This is a genomic window from Morganella sp. EGD-HP17, from assembly GCF_000512315.2.
Taxonomy (GTDB): Bacteria; Pseudomonadota; Gammaproteobacteria; order Enterobacterales; family Enterobacteriaceae; genus Morganella; species Morganella morganii.
In genome coordinates, this window is sequence record NZ_AZRH01000010.1 from 40,691 (window position 1) to 60,183 (window position 19,493).

The window sequence follows — 19,493 nt, forward strand, 5'->3', positions numbered from 1 at the left end:
AAAAATGATAATGACACAATGAATGTTTTAATTGTTGATGATGAGCCACTGGCCCGGGAAAACCTGCGATTACTGCTTGATGCGTATCCTGACATCCATATCCTGGGTGAATGCACCAACGCCATTGATGCCATCGGAAAAATTCACCGCCTGAAGCCGGACGTGGTGTTTCTGGATATTCAGATGCCCCGTGTCACCGGGCTGGAAATGGTTGGTATGCTCGATCCCGGCCACCGGCCTGCGATTGTCTTTCTCACCGCCTTTGAAGAGTACGCCTTACAGGCTTTTGAGGAGGATGCGTTTGATTATCTGCTCAAACCGGTGGAAAAAGAGCGCCTGGACAAAACCCTGAACCGGCTGCGCCAGGGGCAGATCCGCCCGGCGGAGACCCCGGAACAGACAGAGCAACTGCGCTATATCCCGTGCAGCGGGCACAACCGTATCTGGCTGATGCCGGTTGAGGATGTGGTGTATGTCAATTCCCGCATCAGCGGCGTGTTTGTGATGAGCGCACACGGCCAGGAAGGATTTACCGAGCTGACACTCCGTACTCTGGAAACCCGTACCCCGCTGCTGCGCTGCCACCGGCAGTATCTGGTCAATCTGACCCGTCTGCGGGAAATCCTGCTGGGCGATAACGGCCAGGCCGAGCTGATCCTGAGTAACGATGAAACCATTCCGGTCAGCCGCCGCTACCTCAGACCCCTGAAGGAAGCGCTGGGGCTGATTTAATACCAAAATCCGGACGCATAAAAAAAGCCCGGCAGGGATATCCCCGGCCGGGCTTTTTATGATTCAGAGAATCAATTATGCATCATTATTGCTACGACGACGTGGTGCGGAGTTTCCGCCTTCTTCGCGGCGGAAGCTGCGGCGCTCGCCCTGCGGACGGCGATCGCTGTTGCCACGGTCAGAACGCTCACCGTCACGGCGGTTACCACCACCGAAACTGCGGCCACCGTTACCACCACGGTCATTACCACCGCTGCGGCGTTCACGGTTGAACGGCTTCGCATCACCGACTAATGTCATGTTCATTGGTTTGTTCATCACACGGGTACGGGTGAAGTGCTGTAACAGGTCAGTCGGCATACCTTTCGGTAATTCGATAGTTGAGTGAGTATCAAACAGTTTGATGTTACCGATGTAACGGCTGTTGATATCACCTTCGTTAGCAATCGCGCCCACAATGTGACGGACTTCAACACCATCGGTACGGCCCACTTCAATGCGGTACAGTTCCATATCACCCACGTCACGGCGTTCACGGCGCGGACGATCACCACGCTCAGGGCGATCACCGAAACGGTCGTTGCGATCATTGCGGCGGCGATCATCACGATCATTGAACTCACGGCGCGGACGGCGTGGTGCATCCGGTGGCAGGATCAGTTTGCGCTCACCTTCTGCCATTTTCAGCAGAACAGCAGCCAGAGTTTCCATATCGATATCTGCGTCAGACTCATCGCTGTCTGCCGGAACCAGTTTTTTCAGCAGTGCACGGTACTGATCCAGGTTGCTGCTTTCCATTTCTGCATGGATAGTGGCAGCGAATTTTTCCTGGCGGCGCTGGCTGATCATCTCTGCATCCGGTAATTCTACCTCAGGGATGGTCAGTTTCATGGTGCGTTCAATGTTGCGCAGCAGGCGGCGTTCGCGGTTTTCAACGAACAGCAGAGCGCGGCCGGCGCGGCCCGCACGACCGGTACGGCCGATACGGTGAACATAAGATTCCGCATCCATCGGGATATCGTAGTTAACAACCAGGCTGATACGCTCAACATCCAGACCACGGGCTGCAACGTCTGTTGCAATCAGGATATCCAGACGACCATCTTTCAGGCGCTCCAGCGTCTGCTCACGCAGTGCCTGGTTCATGTCACCGTTCAGTGCAGCGCTGTTGTAGCCGTTACGCTCCAGGGTTTCTGCCACTTCCAGGGTCGCGTTTTTGGTACGGACGAAGATAATCGCCGCATCAAAATCTTCCGCTTCCAGGAAACGGACCAGTGCTTCGCTCTTACGTGCGCCGTAAGCAGTCCAGTAGCTCTGGCTGATGTCCGGACGGGTGGTTACGCTGGTCTGAATGCGCACTTCCTGCGGATCTTTCATGAAACGACGGGTAATGCGGCGGATAGCTTCCGGCATAGTTGCAGAGAACAGTGCTGTCTGGTGCTCTGCCGGGATCTGACTCATGATGGTTTCAACGTCTTCGATGAAGCCCATACGCAGCATTTCATCTGCTTCGTCCAGTACCAGACCTTTCAGGTTGGATAAATCCAGGGTGCCGCGTTTTAAGTGATCCAGCAGACGGCCCGGAGTCCCGACAACCACCTGTGGCCCCTGACGCAGAGCACGTAACTGGACGTCATAACGCTGACCGCCGTACAGGGCGACCACATTCACGTTACGCATATGTTTGGAGAAATCAGTACAGGCTTCCGCAACCTGGACCGCTAATTCGCGGGTCGGTGCCAGCACCAGAATCTGTGGTGCTCTCAGGTTCGGATCAATATTGTTCAGTAACGGCAGGCCGAATGCCGCCGTTTTACCACTACCTGTCTGTGCCATACCCAGGACATCACGTCCGGCAAGCAGGTGCGGAATACATTGTTGCTGGATCGGGGACGGCTTTTCGTAGCCCAGGTCGTCCAGTGCAGTCAAAATATCAGCTGATAAACCAATGTCAGCAAAAGAGATTTCAGTCTCAGTGGTCATGTAAAGGTGCCTCATACAAAATGGCGGCCAGTCTACACAACCCATCGGAAAGCATGTCGGTTGTTTTCATTTAAAAGTGTGAACTGGCTCAAATAAAATTATAAAACGAACAAAACATCCCCCCATCACTTTCGCGATGGTGAAAAATTAACGGGTTGAAGTGTGTTCGTCAGCTATTGTGGATCTGAATCCGTCAGGTCCTGTTCTTCATCACCTAACAGAGCTAATTCCAACAATGCGTAGCGGTGCTCAACGAAATTGTGTGCGTTGTTGGCAACCGTCAGCTTGAACAGCGTTTCAGCGCTGTCCGTATCCCCCAGACTCAGGTAGTATTTACCTAAATAGAAGTAGGTTTCACTGAGATGTTCAGCGAGCGAAGTGTTATCCGTTGAGAATTCCTTCAGCCGATCAAGCAGTGTCTTTTCACTGATGTCGCCGAGATAGAATTCAGCAATATTCCAGCCCCATTGTCCGCCTTTCGCCTGCTGATAGCGCTGACGTAAATCGGTCAGTGCTTTCTTCGGATCTATCTCTTTATCGACGAGATAAAGCCACAGCGAGCGGAACGGATCGTTTGGATCATCCTGATAAAACGCCAGCAAATCATCCCGCGCCACCGGATACCGGCCCCCGTAATACAGGGCAATACCGCGGTTCATACGCGCGTAGTTATAAGTTGGATCAAGCTCTAATACAGAATCATACGCTTCATAGGCAGCATCAAAGTTGCCTGCCTGCGTAAAATAAATGCCCAGGTAATTAAATATCTCCGGAATATCCGGACGCATTGATAACGCAACAGTAAAATCGTTACGTGCCAATGCACGCAATCCGAGGCTGTCGTACAACACACCACGCTGATAAAGCAGCTGGGCGTACTCGTCCTCAGTTAATGACCGGCTTGCCAGTATTTGTTCCATTCGGGCGAGGATCACTTCCTGCTGTAATGATGGTTGCAGGGGTACTGCAAGTAAATCCCCGGAGTGCCAGTTTTTACCGCTGCTGCATCCTGCGATAAAAATTATAGCTGCAATGCTCCACCAACGCAGAAAAAAATTCATTTCCTACTCCCGAAGTCAGATCCCTGAAAGGATAATCCTCTGACTGACAATAACCGAGTGCATTTTGCTTTTTTTGCCGAATGGCGCCCTTTTTACAGGACGCCACGACTTACGTCAAATTTTATTCAGCGTTATTTGCATCAGGGGTTGCATCCGAAGCCGGAGCTGCATCCTGACTGACTGCTTCTTTCATGCTCAGGCGGATACGACCCTGACGGTCGATTTCCAGTACCTTGACCGGTACTTCCTGACCCATTTCCAGATAATCTGATACTTTTTCAACGCGTTTGTCAGCGATCTGAGAAATATGCACCAGACCTTCTTTACCGCCGCCGATAGCCACGAAAGCACCGAAGTCAACGATACGGACAACTTTACCGTTATAGATACGGCCGACTTCCACTTCTGCGGTGATTTCTTCGATACGGCGGATAGCCATCTTCGCTTTATCGCCGTCAGTTGCAGCAATCTTCACAGTACCGTCATCTTCGATTTCGATAGTGGTGCCGGTTTCTTCGGTCAGGGCACGGATCACAGAACCGCCTTTACCGATAACGTCTTTGATTTTGTCCGGGTTGATGCGGATGGTGTGAATGCGCGGTGCAAATTCAGAGATATCAGCACGTGGTGAGTTGATAGCCTGTTCCATCACGCCCAGGATGTGCAGACGCGCACCTTTGGCCTGGTTCAGAGCCACCTGCATGATTTCGCTGGTGATACCTTCGATTTTGATATCCATCTGCAGGGCGCTGATACCGTCACGGCTGCCCGCAACTTTAAAGTCCATGTCGCCGAGGTGGTCTTCATCACCGAGGATATCAGACAGAACCACAAATTTGTCGTCTTCTTTCACCAGACCCATCGCGATACCGGCAACCGCTGATTTCACAGGAACACCTGCATCCATCAGTGCCAGAGATGCACCACAGACTGACGCCATAGAAGAAGAACCATTGGATTCAGTGATTTCTGAAACCACACGCACGGTGTACGGGAATTCTTCCTGGGATGGCATCACTGCCAGCACACCACGTTTCGCCAGACGGCCGTGGCCGATTTCACGACGTTTCGGTGAACCGACCATACCGGTTTCACCCACGCAGTACGGAGGGAAGTTGTAGTGGAACAGGAAGGTGTCAGTGATTTCACCCATTACCTGATCCAGAGTCTGTGCATCACGGGCAGTACCCAGAGTTGCTGTTACCAGCGCCTGAGTTTCACCACGGGTGAACAGAGAAGAACCGTGAGTACGCGGCAGAACACCGGTGCGGACATCCAGTGCGCGGACCATGTCTTTTTCACGGCCGTCGATACGCGGCTCGCCGTTCAGAACACGGGTACGGACAACAGATTTCTCAACCGCAGCCAGGATGTCGCTGATTTCATGTTTCAGTTCGCCGGTCAGCTCTTCGCCGCGTGCGGCAAATTCAGCTTCCAGTGCACTGATGGTTGCATCTTTAATGATATCAACCTGTGCGTAACGATCCTGTTTCTCAGTGATACGGTAAGCATCACCCAGCGCTTTTTCAGACAGTTCAGCAACGCGGTCACGCAGAGTCTGGTTAACAGGCTCAGGCTGCCAGTCCCACTTCGGCTTACCGGCTTCAGCGGCCAGTGCGTTGATGTTTTCGATAACAATCTGCTGCTGCTCGTGACCGAACACGACCGCACCCAGCATTTGTTCTTCGGTCAGCAGCTGTGCTTCTGATTCAACCATCAGAACCGCACCTTTGGTACCGGCAACAACCAGATCCAGTTTGCTTACCGCTAATTCGTCAGTGGTCGGGTTCAGAACATACTGGTCATTGATGAAACCAACACGTGCCGCACCAATCGGGCCGTTGAACGGAATACCTGACAGTGCCAGCGCCGCTGAGGCACCAATCATTGCCACGATATCAGGGTTAACCTGCGGGTTCACAGACACCACGGTTGCGATAATCTGAACTTCGTTCAGGAAACCTTCCGGGAACAGCGGACGTAACGGACGGTCAATCAGACGTGCGATCAGGGTTTCGCCTTCGCCCGGACGGCCTTCACGGCGGAAGAAGCTCCCCGGAATACGGCCGGCTGCGTAAGTACGCTCCTGATAGTTTACGGTCAGCGGGAAGAAGTCCTGGCCCGGTTTCATTTTTTTCTGGCCGACAACGGTAACGAATACCGCGGTGTCGTCCATGTTAACCATTACAGCTGCTGTCGCCTGACGGGCCATCATGCCGGTTTCGATAGTGACAGTGTGCTGACCATACTGGAATTTACGGATTGTCGGATTTAACAAAATAATATCCTTCTGGGTCTCTCACCCCGGCAGGGGTAAGTAGTGAAATGGTTCCTTCAGATACATCCTCGCGACTAATGACAACCTTTTCCTGCTGCCGGAAAGTGCTCTCATTAGCCGCGCGAATAGCTGTACCGAAGAATCGTTATTATTGCGGCAACAGCTCAGTGTGCCGCATTCAGAAGAAAAGGGGCCGTCGGCCCCTTTCCACTGAAACTTGTCTGAATTAGCGACGCAGGCCCAGACGCTCAAGAATTGAGGTATAGCTTGCTAAGTCTTTGCCTTTCAGATAGTTCAGGAGCTTACGACGCTGAGCAACCATACGCAGCAGACCACGACGGCTGTGGTGATCTTTTTTGTGCTCTGCAAAGTGACCCTGCAGGTGGTTGATCTGTGCAGTCAGCAGCGCGATCTGAACTTCGCTTGAACCGGTGTCGTTTTCGCCACGACCGAAATCAGCGACAATTTTCGCTTTCGCTTCAGTGCTTAGAGACATAATAGAACTCCAAATATACTTTGATTAATAAAAATGAGTGCCGATCTCTAATTCAGCATCTCAGGGAAATTGCCGCGTTATTCTACGCCGCCTGCGCCCTGAACGCAAGATGCGGCAATGCTTATTCCGTGTATTCCACAACAAGACGGCGCGGTGCCACCAGCCCGTCCTCACTGATCACCGCAAGGCCGATAAACTGCGCGTCATCACCCTGCGTTACGCGGGTTAATGTCTCCGGTGCCAGGTCATGCGGAGCCCGTACCGGCTGCCCCAGCTTAAAATACCCGGCAGTCACGTCCGTCAGATTGACCTGCGGGAAATGTGACACGGCGGTATCCATCGGCAGCAGCAGCGGATCCAGTGCGGTTTCGAGCGGAGTTTCAGACTCATCCGCCACACGGCGCATTTCCTGAAGCTGTTCCAGTGTCACCATCCGTTCTGCCGGATACGTGGCCACCTGTAACCGGCGCAGCATGGTTACATGAGCACCGCAACCGAGTTTCTCACCGAGATCATCAATGATAGTGCGGATATAGGTGCCTTTCGAGCAGTGAATTTCCAGCTCCAGCTCATCCCCTTCATGGCGGATAAACAGCAGTTCATACACCGTGATCGGGCGGGCTTCCCGCTCTATGGTGATGCCTTTGCGGGCATACTCATACAGCGGACGTCCCTGATGCTTGAGCGCGGAATACATGGACGGTACCTGTAAGGTATCGCCCCTGAATGACTCCAGGGCAGCCGCAAGCTGTTCCGCCGTGAATGACAGCGGGCGCTCACTGATCACCTCACCCTGTGAGTCTGAGGTGTCCGTACGCTGCCCCAGGCGGGCAATCACGCGGTAACGTTTGTCGGAATCCAGCAGGAACTGTGAAAACTTGGTTGCTTCACCGAGGCAGACCGGCAGCATACCGGTCGCCAGCGGATCCAGCGCGCCGGTGTGACCGGCCTTGGCGGCATTAAACAGACGGCGGACCTTCTGTAATGCATCATTGGATGAAATGTCCTGCGGTTTATCCAGCAGGACAATGCCGTTAATATTACGGCCACGACGACGGCGTGCCATCAGTTACCCTCTTTGTCGTCCGCAGATTTACGCATATCCAGGTCGTGTTTGATCACATCAGACACCAGGTTAGACATACGCATCCCTTCGACCAGAGAGCTGTCATATTCAAATTTAAGTTCCGGAATAATGCGCAGGCGCATCTCTTTCCCCAGCAGGGAACGAATGTAGCCGGAAATATCATTTAAGACTTTGATACCTGTTTTCACCTGCTCTGAATTATGGTCTTCATCCATAAAGTTCAGAAAGGTAACAAATACCGTGGCATAGGCCATATCGCGGGATAAATCCACGCCGGATACCGTTGCCATCCCCACACGGGGATCTTTAATTTCACGCTGCAGGATAATCGCAATTTCTTTCTGAATTTCCTGTGAAACGCGCTGAGTACGGCTGAATTCTCTCGCCATAGTTTCTCTCCTGAAAATTCGGGGGGCCATAAGCCCCCCAATTATATCATGTTATGTCATACCGTCAGGTGATCAGATAGTTCGCTGAACTTCAATCACCTGGAAGACTTCAATCATGTCTCCCGGGCGGACATCATTGTAGTTCTTGACACCGATACCACATTCCATCCCGTTACGGACTTCAGCAACGTCATCTTTGAAGCGGCGCAGAGATTCCAGCTCACCTTCATAGATAACCACGTTGTCACGCAGAACGCGGATAGGGTTATTACGTTTGATAGTTCCTTCCGTCACCATACAACCGGCGATGGCACCGAATTTCGGTGAACGGAACACATCACGGACTTCTGCCAGACCCATGATTTCCTGTTTGAATTCCGGCGCCAGCATCCCGCTCATTGCCTGTTTGATTTCATCAATCAGGCTGTAGATTACGGAATAGTAACGCAGGTCAACGCTTTCGCTTTCAATCAGGCGGCGCGCTGATGCATCCGCACGGACGTTAAAGCCGAGGATAATCGCGTTGGATGCCGCAGCCAGCGTGGCGTCAGTTTCAGTGATACCACCCACACCGGAACCGATGATTTTCACTTTGACTTCATCAGTTGACAGTTTCATCAGTGAATCGGTGATAGCTTCACAGGTACCCTGCACATCAGTCTTCAGAACGATGTTCAGTTCAGAAACCTTACCGCTTTCCATGTTAGCAAACATGTTTTCCAGTTTGGCTTTCTGCTGGCGTGCCAGTTTCACATCACGGAATTTACCCTGACGATAGAGTGCCACTTCACGGGCTTTCTTCTCGTCACGGACAACTGTCGCTTCATCACCGGCAGACGGTACGTTGGACAGACCCAGGATTTCCACCGGAATGGACGGACCCGCTTCGGTGATATCCTGACCCAGTTCGTTACGCATCGCACGGATACGGCCGTATTCAAAGCCGCACAGCACGATATCGCCTTTGTTCAGTGTACCGCTCTGTACCAGGATAGTGGCGACCGGACCACGGCCTTTATCGAGGTAAGATTCGATAACCACACCGCTCGCCATACCGGCACGCACTGCTTTCAGTTCAAGAACTTCAGCCTGCAGCAGGATAGCATCGAGCAGATCGTCGATACCGATACCTTTCTTCGCGGAAACGCTGATGAACTGAGTCTCACCGCCCCACTCTTCAGAGAGGATGCCGTACTGAGACAGTTCGTTACGTACGCGATCCGGATCGGCTTCCGGTTTATCAATTTTGTTCACCGCAACCACAACCGGCACACCCGCTGCTTTCGCATGCTGGATAGCTTCGATAGTCTGCGGCATCACGCCATCGTCCGCTGCGACAACCAGAACAACGATATCCGTTGCCTGCGCACCACGGGCACGCATGGAGGTAAACGCGGCGTGTCCCGGAGTATCCAGGAACGTGATAGCGCCTTTATCGGTGGTCACATGGTAAGCACCGATGTGCTGGGTAATACCGCCCGCTTCGCCGGAGGCGACTTTGGTGGAACGGATATAGTCCAGTAAAGAGGTTTTACCGTGGTCAACGTGACCCATGATGGTCACAACCGGCGCACGTGGTTCAGCCTGTGCTTCACCCATGTCACGGTCGTTCAGGATCGCTTCTTCCAGCTCGTTCTCACGGCGCAGGATAACTTTGTGACCCATTTCCTCGGCAACCAGCTGTGCGGTTTCCTGGTCAATCACCTGGTTGATAGTCGCCATAGCGCCCATCTTCATCATGGTTTTAATGACCTGAGAACCTTTTACCGCCATCTTGTTGGCTAATTCACCAACAGTGATGGTTTCACCGATAACCACATCACGGGTAACCGCTGCAACCGGCTTGTTAAAGCTCTGCTGCAGTGAGCTGCCTTTACGCTGTTTCTTACCGCGAGGCAGTTGCGCACGGGCTTCTTCGCGATCGGCTTTCTCAGAGTGACGGTTGTTTTTCTTCTGGCGGACGTTTTTCGCGCCACGGCCGCGGCCGCGGTTATCACCTTCAACTTTCGCATCACTTTCATCTTCCGCTTCACGGGCGTGAGCAGAGGTGGTGGTGTGATAGTCCGCGCTTTCTGTTTCTTCACTGACAGGAGCAGACCATTTCTCGCCGTTTTCTTCGGCCAGACGGCGCGCTTCTTCAGCTGCACGTTTCACTTCAGCTTCAAGTTTGCGCTGCTGTTCTTCTTCAGCTTTGCGTTTGATTTCAGCGGCTTCGGCTTCGCGGCGCACTTTTTCGCTGTTTTCCCGGGTATCAGCCGGGGCTGATTTCGCTTTATTTTCTTTCACGTTATTCTTTTCCGCTGCTTCACGCTTAGCCGGTTCTGCCGCTTGTTCAGTTACTTTCGCTGCTGCCGCTTCGCGTTTTGCCTTTTCTTCAGCCTCACGTTTGGCTTGCGCCTCTTGTCTGGCTTTTTCTTCGGCTTCACGACGGGCCTGCTCTTCAGCTTCGCGTCTTGCCTGCTCTTCCGCTTCACGCTGTGCCTGCTCTTCCGCGGCTTTTGCCTGTTCAGCGGCATCGCGGTTTACATATGTGCGTTTTTTGCGGACTTCAATATTAACCGATTTGCTCTTGCCACCGGTTACCGGAACACTCAGCGTACTGCGAGTTTTGCGCTGAAGTGTTAATTTACCCGGCTGACTTGCCCCGCCCTGTTCGCGGTTCAGATGGGCCAGCAGGGCCTCTTTTTCTTGCTGGGAAACGTTATCAGACGCCGTTTTTTTGATGCCGGCATCAGCAAACTGCTGTACCAGGCGCTCTACGGAAGTCTGAATTTCGTCTGCCAGTGATTTTACCGATTCTGTCATGCTGCTCCTTCCCGCTACAAATTAAGATGCATCGTCGCCAAACCAACAGATATTACGCGCTGCCATGATGAGTTCACCTGCTTTCTCATCATTCAGACCTTCGATATCCGTGAGGTCATCGATACCCTGCTCTGCGAGATCTTCAAGGGTACAAATACCACGGGAAGCCAGGGTGAATGCCAGTGTGCGGTCCATGCCTTCAAGGTTTAACAAATCATCCGCCGGTGTGGTACCTGACTGGCTCTCTTTCTGTGCCAGTTCGAGCGTTGTTAAAGCGGCTTTTGCACGTTCGCGCAGGACTTCAACGGTTTCCTCTTCGAGGCCGTCGATTTCCAGAAGTTCGCTGACCGGCACATACGCCAGTTCTTCCAGTGTGGAGAAACCTTCTTCCACTAATAAGGTTGCGAAATCTTCATCGATGTCGAGATGCTTAACAAAAGTTTCAATGGAAGCGTGTGCTTCCGCCTGGTGTTTCGCGTTAAGTTCCTCCGCGGTCATGACGTTCAGTTCCCATTTGTCATCACCACGATGTTTTTTCAGCAGTTGTGCAGCGAGACGCACATTCTGGCCGTTACGGCCAATAGCCTGTGCAAGGTTGCTGCTTTCCACAGCAACGTCCATTGTGCATTTGTCTTCATCGACAACAATGGATGCAACATCTGCCGGAGCCATTGCATTAATCACGAATTGCGCCGGGTTGTCATCCCACAACACGATATCAATCCGCTCGCCGCCCAGCTCACCGGAAACGGCCTGAACGCGGGCGCCGCGCATTCCCACACATGCCCCGACAGGGTCGATGCGTTTGTCATTGGTCTTCACCGCGATTTTCGCACGGGAACCGGGATCACGGGCAGCCGCTTTAATTTCAATAATCTCTTCGCCGATTTCCGGCACTTCGATTTTAAATAATTCGACCAGCATTTCCGGACGGGAACGGGTCACAAATAATTGTGCCCCACGGGCTTCCGGACGAACATCATACAGAACTCCGCGGATACGGTCACCCGGACGGAAATTCTCACGCGGCAGCATATCTTCGCGCATAATGACTGCTTCCGCATTATTCCCCAGATCGAGGGTAATGTTTTCGCGGTTCACTTTTTTCACCACACCGGTGATGATTTCGCCCTGCTGCTCGCGGAACTGATCAACCACCATCGCACGCTCAGCTTCGCGTACTTTCTGTACGATAACCTGTTTTGCGGTCTGAGTGGTGATACGGTCGAAGGTGACAGATTCAATCTGATCTTCGATATATTCGCCTAACTGAATGCCCGGCGTTTCATAATCAGCCGCTTCCAGTGTGATTTCACGGGTCGGCTGAGTGACTTCTTCTACCACCATCCAGCGGCGGAAGGTATCAAAATCACCGGATTTACGGTCGATTTCCACACGAACATCAATTTCCTGTTCGTATTTTTTCTTAGTGGCGGTTGCCAGCGCAGTTTCCAGAGCCTCAAAAATTTTCTCACGAGGAAGCGATTTTTCGTTAGAAACTGCCTCAACAACAGCCAGAATTTCTTTATTCATCCTAGTTGCCTCTTTTGAACTTTATATTAAAAGTGGGGTACCAGGTTAGCTTTCTGGATGTTGCCAAGTGCGAACACTTCGTCTTTGCCATCCACTGTAACCGTGATCATTTCACCGTCGACGGCTTTGATAATACCCTGCCATCTGCGACGGTTCTGCATTGCGATTCGTAAAGTCAGTGAGACTTCCTCACCGGTAAACCGCTGATAATGTTCAGCCGTAAATAACGGACGCTCCATACCCGGAGACGAAACCTCAAGGTTATAAACGGTTGTAATAGGATCTTCAACATCAAGAACGGCACTGACCTGGTGGCTCACGTCCGCGCAATCATCAACAGTGATACCCTCTTCACTATCAATAAAAATACGCAGTGTTGACACGCGGCCGCGGATAAACTCCACGCCGACAAGCTCAAAACCGAGTGCTTCGACAGGTGCAGTGACCATCTCTGTTAATTTCTGCTCTAATGTGGACAAGACCACCCCCGGGACATAAAAAAAGGGCATAACGCCCAGTATCTCTGTTGACTGATAACAAAAAACCCCGAAATTTCGGGGCTTTATGCAACTGGACCCTGTGTACATCACACTTCTTAATCTTTTTTCCAAATCAGGGATAACGTAAGAGTTGTTGATACAATCAACATTGGAAAAAACGATTTGTTATAAGAAGTGGTTGCGGGAGCCGGATTTGAACCGACGACCTTCGGGTTATGAGCCCGACGAGCTACCATGCTGCTCCATCCCGCGTTCGAAACGTGAAAAATTCTACGCTGATCACCTGCAAAACGCAAGTGTGAAACTAAATGGTGCCGAGGACGGGACTTGAACCCGTACGCCCGTTTTGTAGGCACTACCACCTCAAGGTAGCGTGTATACCAATTTCACCACCTCGGCACTGAACTGCTCTTTTTTACGGAACTGACTGATGGTGTGTATCAATCCCGTTTAAAACTTTTACTTCAGACTTGCAACAATCAGCGCGGAATATCGCTGTTAGGAGCTGCTGGTGCTGCGGGAACATCTGTTTTCTGTTCTGTCTGCACCGGCTGAGCGAGATTATCAAACTTGCTGCCTGTACCGGTTTTATTGCTGGTCATGTTGCCCAGAACCAAACTCAGTACAAAAAACAGTGTTGCTAAAATGCCTGTGGTACGGGTCATGAAGTTACCTGAACCCGAAGAACCAAACAGTGTTGCAGACGCGCCTGCACCGAACGAAGCACCCATGTCCGCACCTTTCCCCTGCTGCATTAAGATCATGCCTACTAAGGCAATCGCAACAAGTAAGAAAACGACTAAGAGAGCTGTATACATAAACGTGTACCTATTCCTCGTACGGTATACCGACTGATTCGGTATCAATCTGCACACTCACAGATAAACCTAATTACCTTGCTGAGCGGGTCAGAATACTAACCAAACAAACGCGCACGCGCAAGTCTATTTTAAGCCAGGCGCACCGGTTGCGGAAAAAAACAACAATAAGGGGCGGATTCTGACAGAGCCGGGGGGAAACCGCAATAATTTTTTCCGGCTCTGTCATTCACATCATAAATAATTATACGCGTTTCACCGCGTCTGCAATGCGGTTTGCCATTGCAGTGACCTGCGCTTCATCTTCCCCTTCCACCATCACACGGATCAGCGGTTCGGTACCGGATTTACGCAGCAGCACACGGCCTTTGCCGTTCAGCTCTTTTTCCACTTCCTGTGCCACGCGGGTGACTTCCTCGCTTGTCAGCGGGTCGTGCTGACCGGCAAAGCGGACATTCACCAGCACCTGCGGCAGCAGTTTCATGCCGCTGCACAGGTCGTGCAGGCTCATGTTGTTGCGCACCATCGCACTCAGCACCTGAAGACCCGCCACAATGCCGTCACCGGTGGTTGTTTTGTCCAGCAGGATGATGTGACCGGAGTTTTCCGCACCCAGACGCCAGCCTTTTTCCTGGAGTTTTTCGAGCACGTAACGGTCGCCGACTTTCGCGCGCTCAAACGGAATACCCAGCTGTTTCAGTGCCAGCTCCAGCCCCATGTTACTCATCAGTGTGCCGACAGCACCACCGCGCAGTTGTCCCTGGCGCAGTGCTTCGCGGGCAATGATAAACAGGATCTGGTCACCGTCCACTTTTTCACCCAGGTGATCCACCATGATCAGGCGGTCGCCGTCACCGTCAAATGCCAGGCCGACATCTGCGCCTTCAGCCAGAACACGTTCCTGTAACTGACGGACATCCGTTGCACCGCATTTTTCGTTAATGTTGATACCGTTCGGATCACAGCCGATAGCAATCACTTCCGCACCCAGTTCACTTAATACGTTCGGTGCGATGTGATAGGTTGCGCCGTGTGCGCAGTCGATCACCATTTTCAGCCCGTTCAGGCTCTGCTCGTTCGGGAATGTCCCTTTACAGAATTCGATGTAACGGCCGGCAGCATCCACAATACGGTTTGCACGGCCCAGTTCGGCGGATTCCACACAGGTCAGTGGTTTTTCCATCTCGGCTTCAATCGCTTCTTCCACGTGATCAGGCAGCTTGGTGCCGTCGATGGAGAAGAATTTGATGCCATTGTCATAATACGGGTTATGAGAGGCGGAAATAACAATACCGGCCTCAGCACGGAAAGTACGGGTCAGATAAGCGACCGCCGGTGTCGGCATCGGGCCGGTAAATGAGGCGGATAACCCTGCGGCGGCAAGACCGGCTTCCAGTGCGGATTCCAGCATATAGCCGGAAATACGGGTATCTTTACCGATAATAATTTTACGTGAGCCGTGACGTGCCAGCACTTTCCCGGCTGCCCAGCCCAGTTTGAGCACAAAATCAGGGGTAATCGGGCTGTCACCCACTTTTCCGCGGATGCCATCAGTACCAAAGTATTTGCGATCACTCATTGTCGTTTGTTTCCTTCGCTAAACGGGTTGCTTCCACCACTTTCATGGCCTGGACAGTTTCTTTCACATCATGAACACGGATAATCTGCGCACCTTTCATCGCGGCAATCACTGCACAGGCCACGCTGCCGGCAACCCGTTCATCCGGGGGAATATCCATCAGCTGGCCAATCATAGATTTTCGTGACATTCCGGCGAGAACCGGTAATCCCAGGTTATGAAACAGGTCTAATTTATCCAATAACTGATAATTATGCGCCAGTGTTTTTCCGAAACCGAAGCCCGGATCGAGAATTATGTGATTTTTTTCAATTCCGGCCGCCACACAACGTGCCACCTGCGCTTCAAGATACGTATACACCTCGCGTACCACATTCTGATAGTGCGGTGCCTGCTGCATGGTACGCGGTTCTCCCTGCATATGCATCACACAAACCGGCAGGCCGCTCTGTGCCGCTGCCTGTAATGCCCCCGGCTCACTGAATGAGCGGATATCATTGAGAATATGAGCCCCTGCATTTGCGGCTTCGCGGATCACCAGCGCTTTTGAGGTATCCACTGAAATCCAGACATCCGACTCACGGGCAATCGCTGCCACAACCGGGATAACCCGCTCCGCTTCCTGCTCAGGGCTGACTTCTGCTGCTCCGGGACGGGTGGATTCACCGCCGATATCAATAATCGTCGCGCCTTCCGCAATCATTTTCCGGGCATGTTCCAGTGCTTTGGCGGGGGTGTTGTGTGTACCGCCGTCTGAGAATGAATCCGGGGTCACATTGAGGATCCCCATCACCTGCGGCGTTGCCAGCGAAAGTGTCTGACCGCGTGCGGTAAGTTTCATAATCCGGCCTTCTTACTGTTTATTATTTCAATCGTGAGGTGATTGTAATGCCTGACTCCTGCGGGATAAAGATATAAAAAAACCCGGCAGATTTTCCGCCGGGTTTTTCATATTACTGCTTCATACAACTGAATGATGAATTATGACTGCTTGTTGTCGTCTTCAGACGGCGCAGCATTGTTGTCATCTGATGATTCAGGTGCTTCCTGAACCGGAACCTGGTTACTGCTTTCCGGCGGACGGGTATCCGCTTTCGGCTTGTCACCTTCCCAGCCCGCAGGTTCACGGACCGGCACACGGTTCATCAGATCATCAATCTGTGGTGCATCAATGGTTTCATATTTCATTAATGCATCTTTCATGGTGTGCAGGATATCCAGGTTATCCATCAGGATCTGACGCGCACGTTTGTAGTTGCGCTCAATAATCCCGCGGATTTCCTCATCGATAGTCCGGGCAGTTTCATCAGACATGTGCTGTGCTTTTGACACAGAACGGCCTAAGAACACTTCACCGTCTTCATCCGCATACAGTAACGGCCCCAGTTTTTCAGAGAAGCCCCACTGCGTCACCATGTTACGGGCAATGTTAGTTGCCACTTTGATGTCGTTGGATGCGCCTGTGGACACATTTTCCGGCCCGTAGATAATCTCTTCCGCCAGACGGCCGCCATACAGGGTGGAGATCTGACTTTCAAGTTTCTGACGGCTGGCGCTGATCTGATCCCCTTCCGGTAAGAAGAAGGTCACACCCAGTGCACGTCCGCGCGGAATAATGGTCACTTTGTGTACCGGGTCATGCTCCGGCACCAGACGACCGATGATAGCGTGACCGGCTTCATGGTAGGCAGTCGAGGCTTTCTGCTCTTCTGTCATCACCATAGAGCGGCGTTCCGCACCCATCATGATTTTATCTTTTGCTTTTTCGAACTCGACCATGGTCACAACGCGTTTATTACCGCGTGCCGCAAACAGCGCAGCTTCGTTCACCAGGTTGGCGAGATCCGCACCGGAGAAGCCCGGTGTACCACGTGCCAGCACAGACGGTTCAACGTCCGGCGATAACGGCACACGGCGCATATGCACTTTCAGGATTTGCTCACGTCCGCGCACATCCGGCAGACCGACCACGACCTGACGGTCGAAACGGCCCGGACGCAGTAACGCAGGGTCAAGCACATCCGGACGGTTGGTTGCCGCGATAACGATAATACCTTCGTTACCTTCGAAACCATCCATCTCAACCAGCATCTGGTTCAGTGTCTGCTCACGTTCATCGTGACCACCGCCCAGACCCGCACCACGCTGACGGCCGACGGCGTCGATTTCATCGATAAAGATGATACATGGCGCTGCTTTCTTCGCCTGTTCGAACATATCACGGACACGGGACGCACCCACACCCACGAACATTTCGACGAAGTCAGAACCGGAAATGGTGAAGAACGGTACTTTCGCCTCACCGGCAATCGCTTTTGCCAGCAACGTTTTACCGGTACCCGGAGGCCCCACCATCAGAATACCTTTCGGAATTTTACCGCCGAGTTTCTGGAAGCGGCTCGGCTCACGCAGATACTCCACCAGCTCACCAACTTCTTCTTTGGCCTCATCACAACCGGCCACATCCGCAAAGGTGGTTTTGATCTGATCTTCGGTCAGCATGCGTGCCTTACTTTTACCGAAGGACATCGCACCTTTACCGCCGCCGCCCTGCATCTGGCGCATGAAGAAGATCCAGACGCCGATTAACAGCAGCATCGGGAACCAGGAAATGAAAATGGTTGTCAGGATACCCGGCTCTTCCGGTGGTTCACCGACCACAGTGACGTTTTTGTTCAGCATGGTGTTAAGCAGCTGATTGTCCTGCATCGGCAGGTACGTCGTGTATTTGGAGCCGTCTTTTTTACTGACGTTAAGATCACGATTGGAAATACGGACTTCGCGCACCTGATCCTGTGCTAACTCAGTGATGAAGGTAGAGTAGTCCACCTTACGACTGTTTGAATCGCCTGGGCCAAAACTCTGGAACAACGACATCAGCACTACCGCGATGACCAGCCAGAGAATTAGGTTTTTCGCCATGTCACTCAAGGGATTAACCTCTTATTACATCTGTGTTAACAAATAACGCACAGGGTACTACACTTTCCACCCTGTCGCTACAATGTATACTTCACGCGATCGGGCCCGCGAAGCATCGGGTTTACGGATTTTCACTTTCGTGAACAGGGAACGAACCTCCCGGAGGTACTCGTCAAAGCCATCTCCCTGAAAGACTTTAACAATAAAACTGCCCCCCGGTGCCAGAACAGAACGGCACATATCAAGTGCCAGCTCAACCAGATACATCGCGCGCGGAATATCAACAGCCGGAGTTCCGCTCATATTTGGTGCCATGTCTGACATAACAACCTGGACTTTTTTATCTCCCACGCGCCCCAGCAGAGCTTTCAGCACGTTTTCGTCACGGAAATCGCCCTGAAGGAAATCCACGCCGACGATGGGATCCATCGGTAACAGGTCACAGGCAATAACGCGCCCGGACTGACCGATGTGATTAACAGCATATTGTGACCAGCCGCCGGGTGCAGCACCCAGATCCACAATAGTCATGCCCGGTCTGAAAATATTATCGCCCTGCTGAATTTCTTCGAGCTTAAACCAGGCACGAGAGCGAAGCCCCTTTTTTTGCGCCATCTGAACATATTTATCACTAAAATGTTCCTGTAACCAGCGCCCGGAGCTTGCTGAACGTTTTTTATTGGCCATTGTGTTTTCCGACTAACCTGTTATTTCTGACTCAGTTTTTTCGCATAACCGGACGAAAAGTCCCGTTACCGCAGACAGTACTCCTCACCTAATGATGGTGATAAGCATGATATGGCGGTAGAATACACCGTTTTCAATAGTTATTAAGCAAAAAAAACGATGAACCTCACTAAAAAACAAGTCCAGCACCTGAAAGCACTCGCTCATCATCTGAACCCGGTTGTCATGATTGGCAACAACGGTCTGACTGAAGGCGTACTCGCAGAAACTGAAGTGGCTCTTACACATCATGAGCTTATCAAAGTTAAAATCGCGGGCGAAGACCGTGAAATGAAAACCTTGATTGCAGATGCGATTGTGCGTGAAACCGGTGCTTACAATGTGCAGATTATCGGTAAAATTCTGGTGCTCTACCGTCCGTCGGAAGCCCGGAAGATCATTTTACCTAAATGATAATTGCATATTTATAAAAAAATGCCACCGGCAGATGATTTCTGATGATATCGTCCGGCCGGTGGCATTCCTTTCAGATTTTCTTCATATCCGGGCCGCCTCAGTGCTCTGCCACCCGGATGTAAAGTTCAGTAAAAACGCCTTTCACTGCATTTTTCTGATGAAATATC

The 19,493-nt window shown here is 51.9% G+C and carries 17 protein-coding genes and 2 tRNA genes; 2 read left to right on the forward strand and 17 right to left on the reverse strand.

Annotated features, from left to right (window positions below; genetic code table 11):
- Positions 1 to 18 precede the first annotated feature (18 nt).
- Positions 19 to 732, forward strand: a complete 714-nt coding sequence (btsR, locus tag X965_RS11755) for a two-component system response regulator BtsR (RefSeq protein ID WP_004234574.1) — start codon at positions 19 to 21, stop codon at positions 730 to 732.
- Positions 733 to 807: 75 nt separating this feature from the next.
- Here the strand turns inward: btsR and X965_RS11760 are convergent, their stop codons facing one another.
- The 17 genes from X965_RS11760 to rlmE all read right to left on the reverse strand — a co-directional run bounded on the left by X965_RS11760 (position 808) and on the right by rlmE (position 18,870).
- The gene (locus tag X965_RS11760; protein ID WP_004234573.1) at positions 808 to 2,715 is read right to left on the reverse strand and encodes a DEAD/DEAH family ATP-dependent RNA helicase; all 1,908 of its coding nucleotides are present in this window, start codon (positions 2,713 to 2,715) and stop codon (positions 808 to 810) included.
- Positions 2,705 to 2,785 (reverse strand): protein YrbN, encoded by an 81-nt coding sequence (yrbN, locus tag X965_RS19930; protein ID WP_107680073.1) that lies wholly within the window; start codon positions 2,783 to 2,785, stop codon positions 2,705 to 2,707. The genes X965_RS11760 and yrbN overlap by 11 nt, the downstream gene beginning before the upstream one ends.
- A gap of 103 nt (positions 2,786 to 2,888) precedes the next feature.
- On the reverse strand, positions 2,889 to 3,776 hold the full coding sequence (nlpI, locus tag X965_RS11765; RefSeq protein WP_004234572.1) for a lipoprotein NlpI: 888 nt from the start codon (positions 3,774 to 3,776) through the stop codon (positions 2,889 to 2,891).
- A 121-nt stretch (positions 3,777 to 3,897) separates the two neighbouring features.
- A complete protein-coding gene (gene pnp, locus X965_RS11770; protein WP_004234571.1) occupies positions 3,898 to 6,054 on the reverse strand; it encodes a polyribonucleotide nucleotidyltransferase in 2,157 nt (718 codons plus the stop codon).
- Between the two features lie 226 nt (positions 6,055 to 6,280).
- Positions 6,281 to 6,550 (reverse strand): 30S ribosomal protein S15, encoded by a 270-nt coding sequence (gene rpsO, locus X965_RS11775; RefSeq protein ID WP_004234569.1) that lies wholly within the window; start codon positions 6,548 to 6,550, stop codon positions 6,281 to 6,283.
- A gap of 121 nt (positions 6,551 to 6,671) precedes the next feature.
- The gene (gene truB / locus X965_RS11780) at positions 6,672 to 7,616 is read right to left on the reverse strand and encodes a tRNA pseudouridine(55) synthase TruB (RefSeq protein ID WP_036418185.1); all 945 of its coding nucleotides are present in this window, start codon (positions 7,614 to 7,616) and stop codon (positions 6,672 to 6,674) included.
- Positions 7,616 to 8,026 (reverse strand): 30S ribosome-binding factor RbfA, encoded by a 411-nt coding sequence (rbfA, locus tag X965_RS11785; protein ID WP_036418187.1) that lies wholly within the window; start codon positions 8,024 to 8,026, stop codon positions 7,616 to 7,618. Before rbfA ends, truB begins: the two co-directional genes overlap by 1 nt.
- A gap of 72 nt (positions 8,027 to 8,098) precedes the next feature.
- Positions 8,099 to 10,831 (reverse strand): translation initiation factor IF-2, encoded by a 2,733-nt coding sequence (gene infB, locus X965_RS11790; protein ID WP_004234560.1) that lies wholly within the window; start codon positions 10,829 to 10,831, stop codon positions 8,099 to 8,101.
- A gap of 21 nt (positions 10,832 to 10,852) precedes the next feature.
- Positions 10,853 to 12,364 carry a transcription termination factor NusA gene (gene nusA, locus X965_RS11795; protein WP_004234558.1) on the reverse strand — a complete coding sequence of 504 codons (1,512 nt, stop codon included), beginning with the start codon at positions 12,362 to 12,364 and terminating at the stop codon, positions 10,853 to 10,855.
- A gap of 26 nt (positions 12,365 to 12,390) precedes the next feature.
- Entirely contained in the window at positions 12,391 to 12,843 is a 453-nt protein-coding gene (gene rimP, locus X965_RS11800) for a ribosome maturation factor RimP (protein ID WP_004241392.1), read from the reverse strand.
- A 196-nt stretch (positions 12,844 to 13,039) separates the two neighbouring features.
- A tRNA-Met gene (locus X965_RS11805) sits at positions 13,040 to 13,116 on the reverse strand.
- A gap of 57 nt (positions 13,117 to 13,173) precedes the next feature.
- Positions 13,174 to 13,263, reverse strand: a tRNA-Leu gene (locus tag X965_RS11810).
- Between the two features lie 80 nt (positions 13,264 to 13,343).
- On the reverse strand, positions 13,344 to 13,682 hold the full coding sequence (gene secG, locus X965_RS11815) for a preprotein translocase subunit SecG (RefSeq protein ID WP_015422312.1): 339 nt from the start codon (positions 13,680 to 13,682) through the stop codon (positions 13,344 to 13,346).
- A 244-nt stretch (positions 13,683 to 13,926) separates the two neighbouring features.
- Positions 13,927 to 15,261, reverse strand: a complete 1,335-nt coding sequence (glmM, locus tag X965_RS11820; protein WP_004234551.1) for a phosphoglucosamine mutase — start codon at positions 15,259 to 15,261, stop codon at positions 13,927 to 13,929.
- On the reverse strand, positions 15,254 to 16,102 hold the full coding sequence (gene folP, locus X965_RS11825) for a dihydropteroate synthase (protein ID WP_004234549.1): 849 nt from the start codon (positions 16,100 to 16,102) through the stop codon (positions 15,254 to 15,256). Before folP ends, glmM begins: the two co-directional genes overlap by 8 nt.
- Before the next feature lie 140 nt (positions 16,103 to 16,242).
- A complete protein-coding gene (gene ftsH / locus X965_RS11830) occupies positions 16,243 to 18,192 on the reverse strand; it encodes an ATP-dependent zinc metalloprotease FtsH (protein ID WP_004234548.1) in 1,950 nt (649 codons plus the stop codon).
- 48 nt (positions 18,193 to 18,240) lie between these two features.
- Complete coding sequence (gene rlmE / locus X965_RS11835) at positions 18,241 to 18,870, reverse strand: 23S rRNA (uridine(2552)-2'-O)-methyltransferase RlmE (RefSeq protein ID WP_004234546.1); 630 nt, start codon at positions 18,868 to 18,870, stop codon at positions 18,241 to 18,243.
- Positions 18,871 to 19,029: 159 nt separating this feature from the next.
- Between rlmE and yhbY the strand changes: the two genes are divergently transcribed.
- Complete coding sequence (gene yhbY / locus X965_RS11840; RefSeq protein ID WP_004234544.1) at positions 19,030 to 19,323, forward strand: ribosome assembly RNA-binding protein YhbY; 294 nt, start codon at positions 19,030 to 19,032, stop codon at positions 19,321 to 19,323.
- The last annotated feature ends 170 nt before the right edge of the window (positions 19,324 to 19,493 follow it).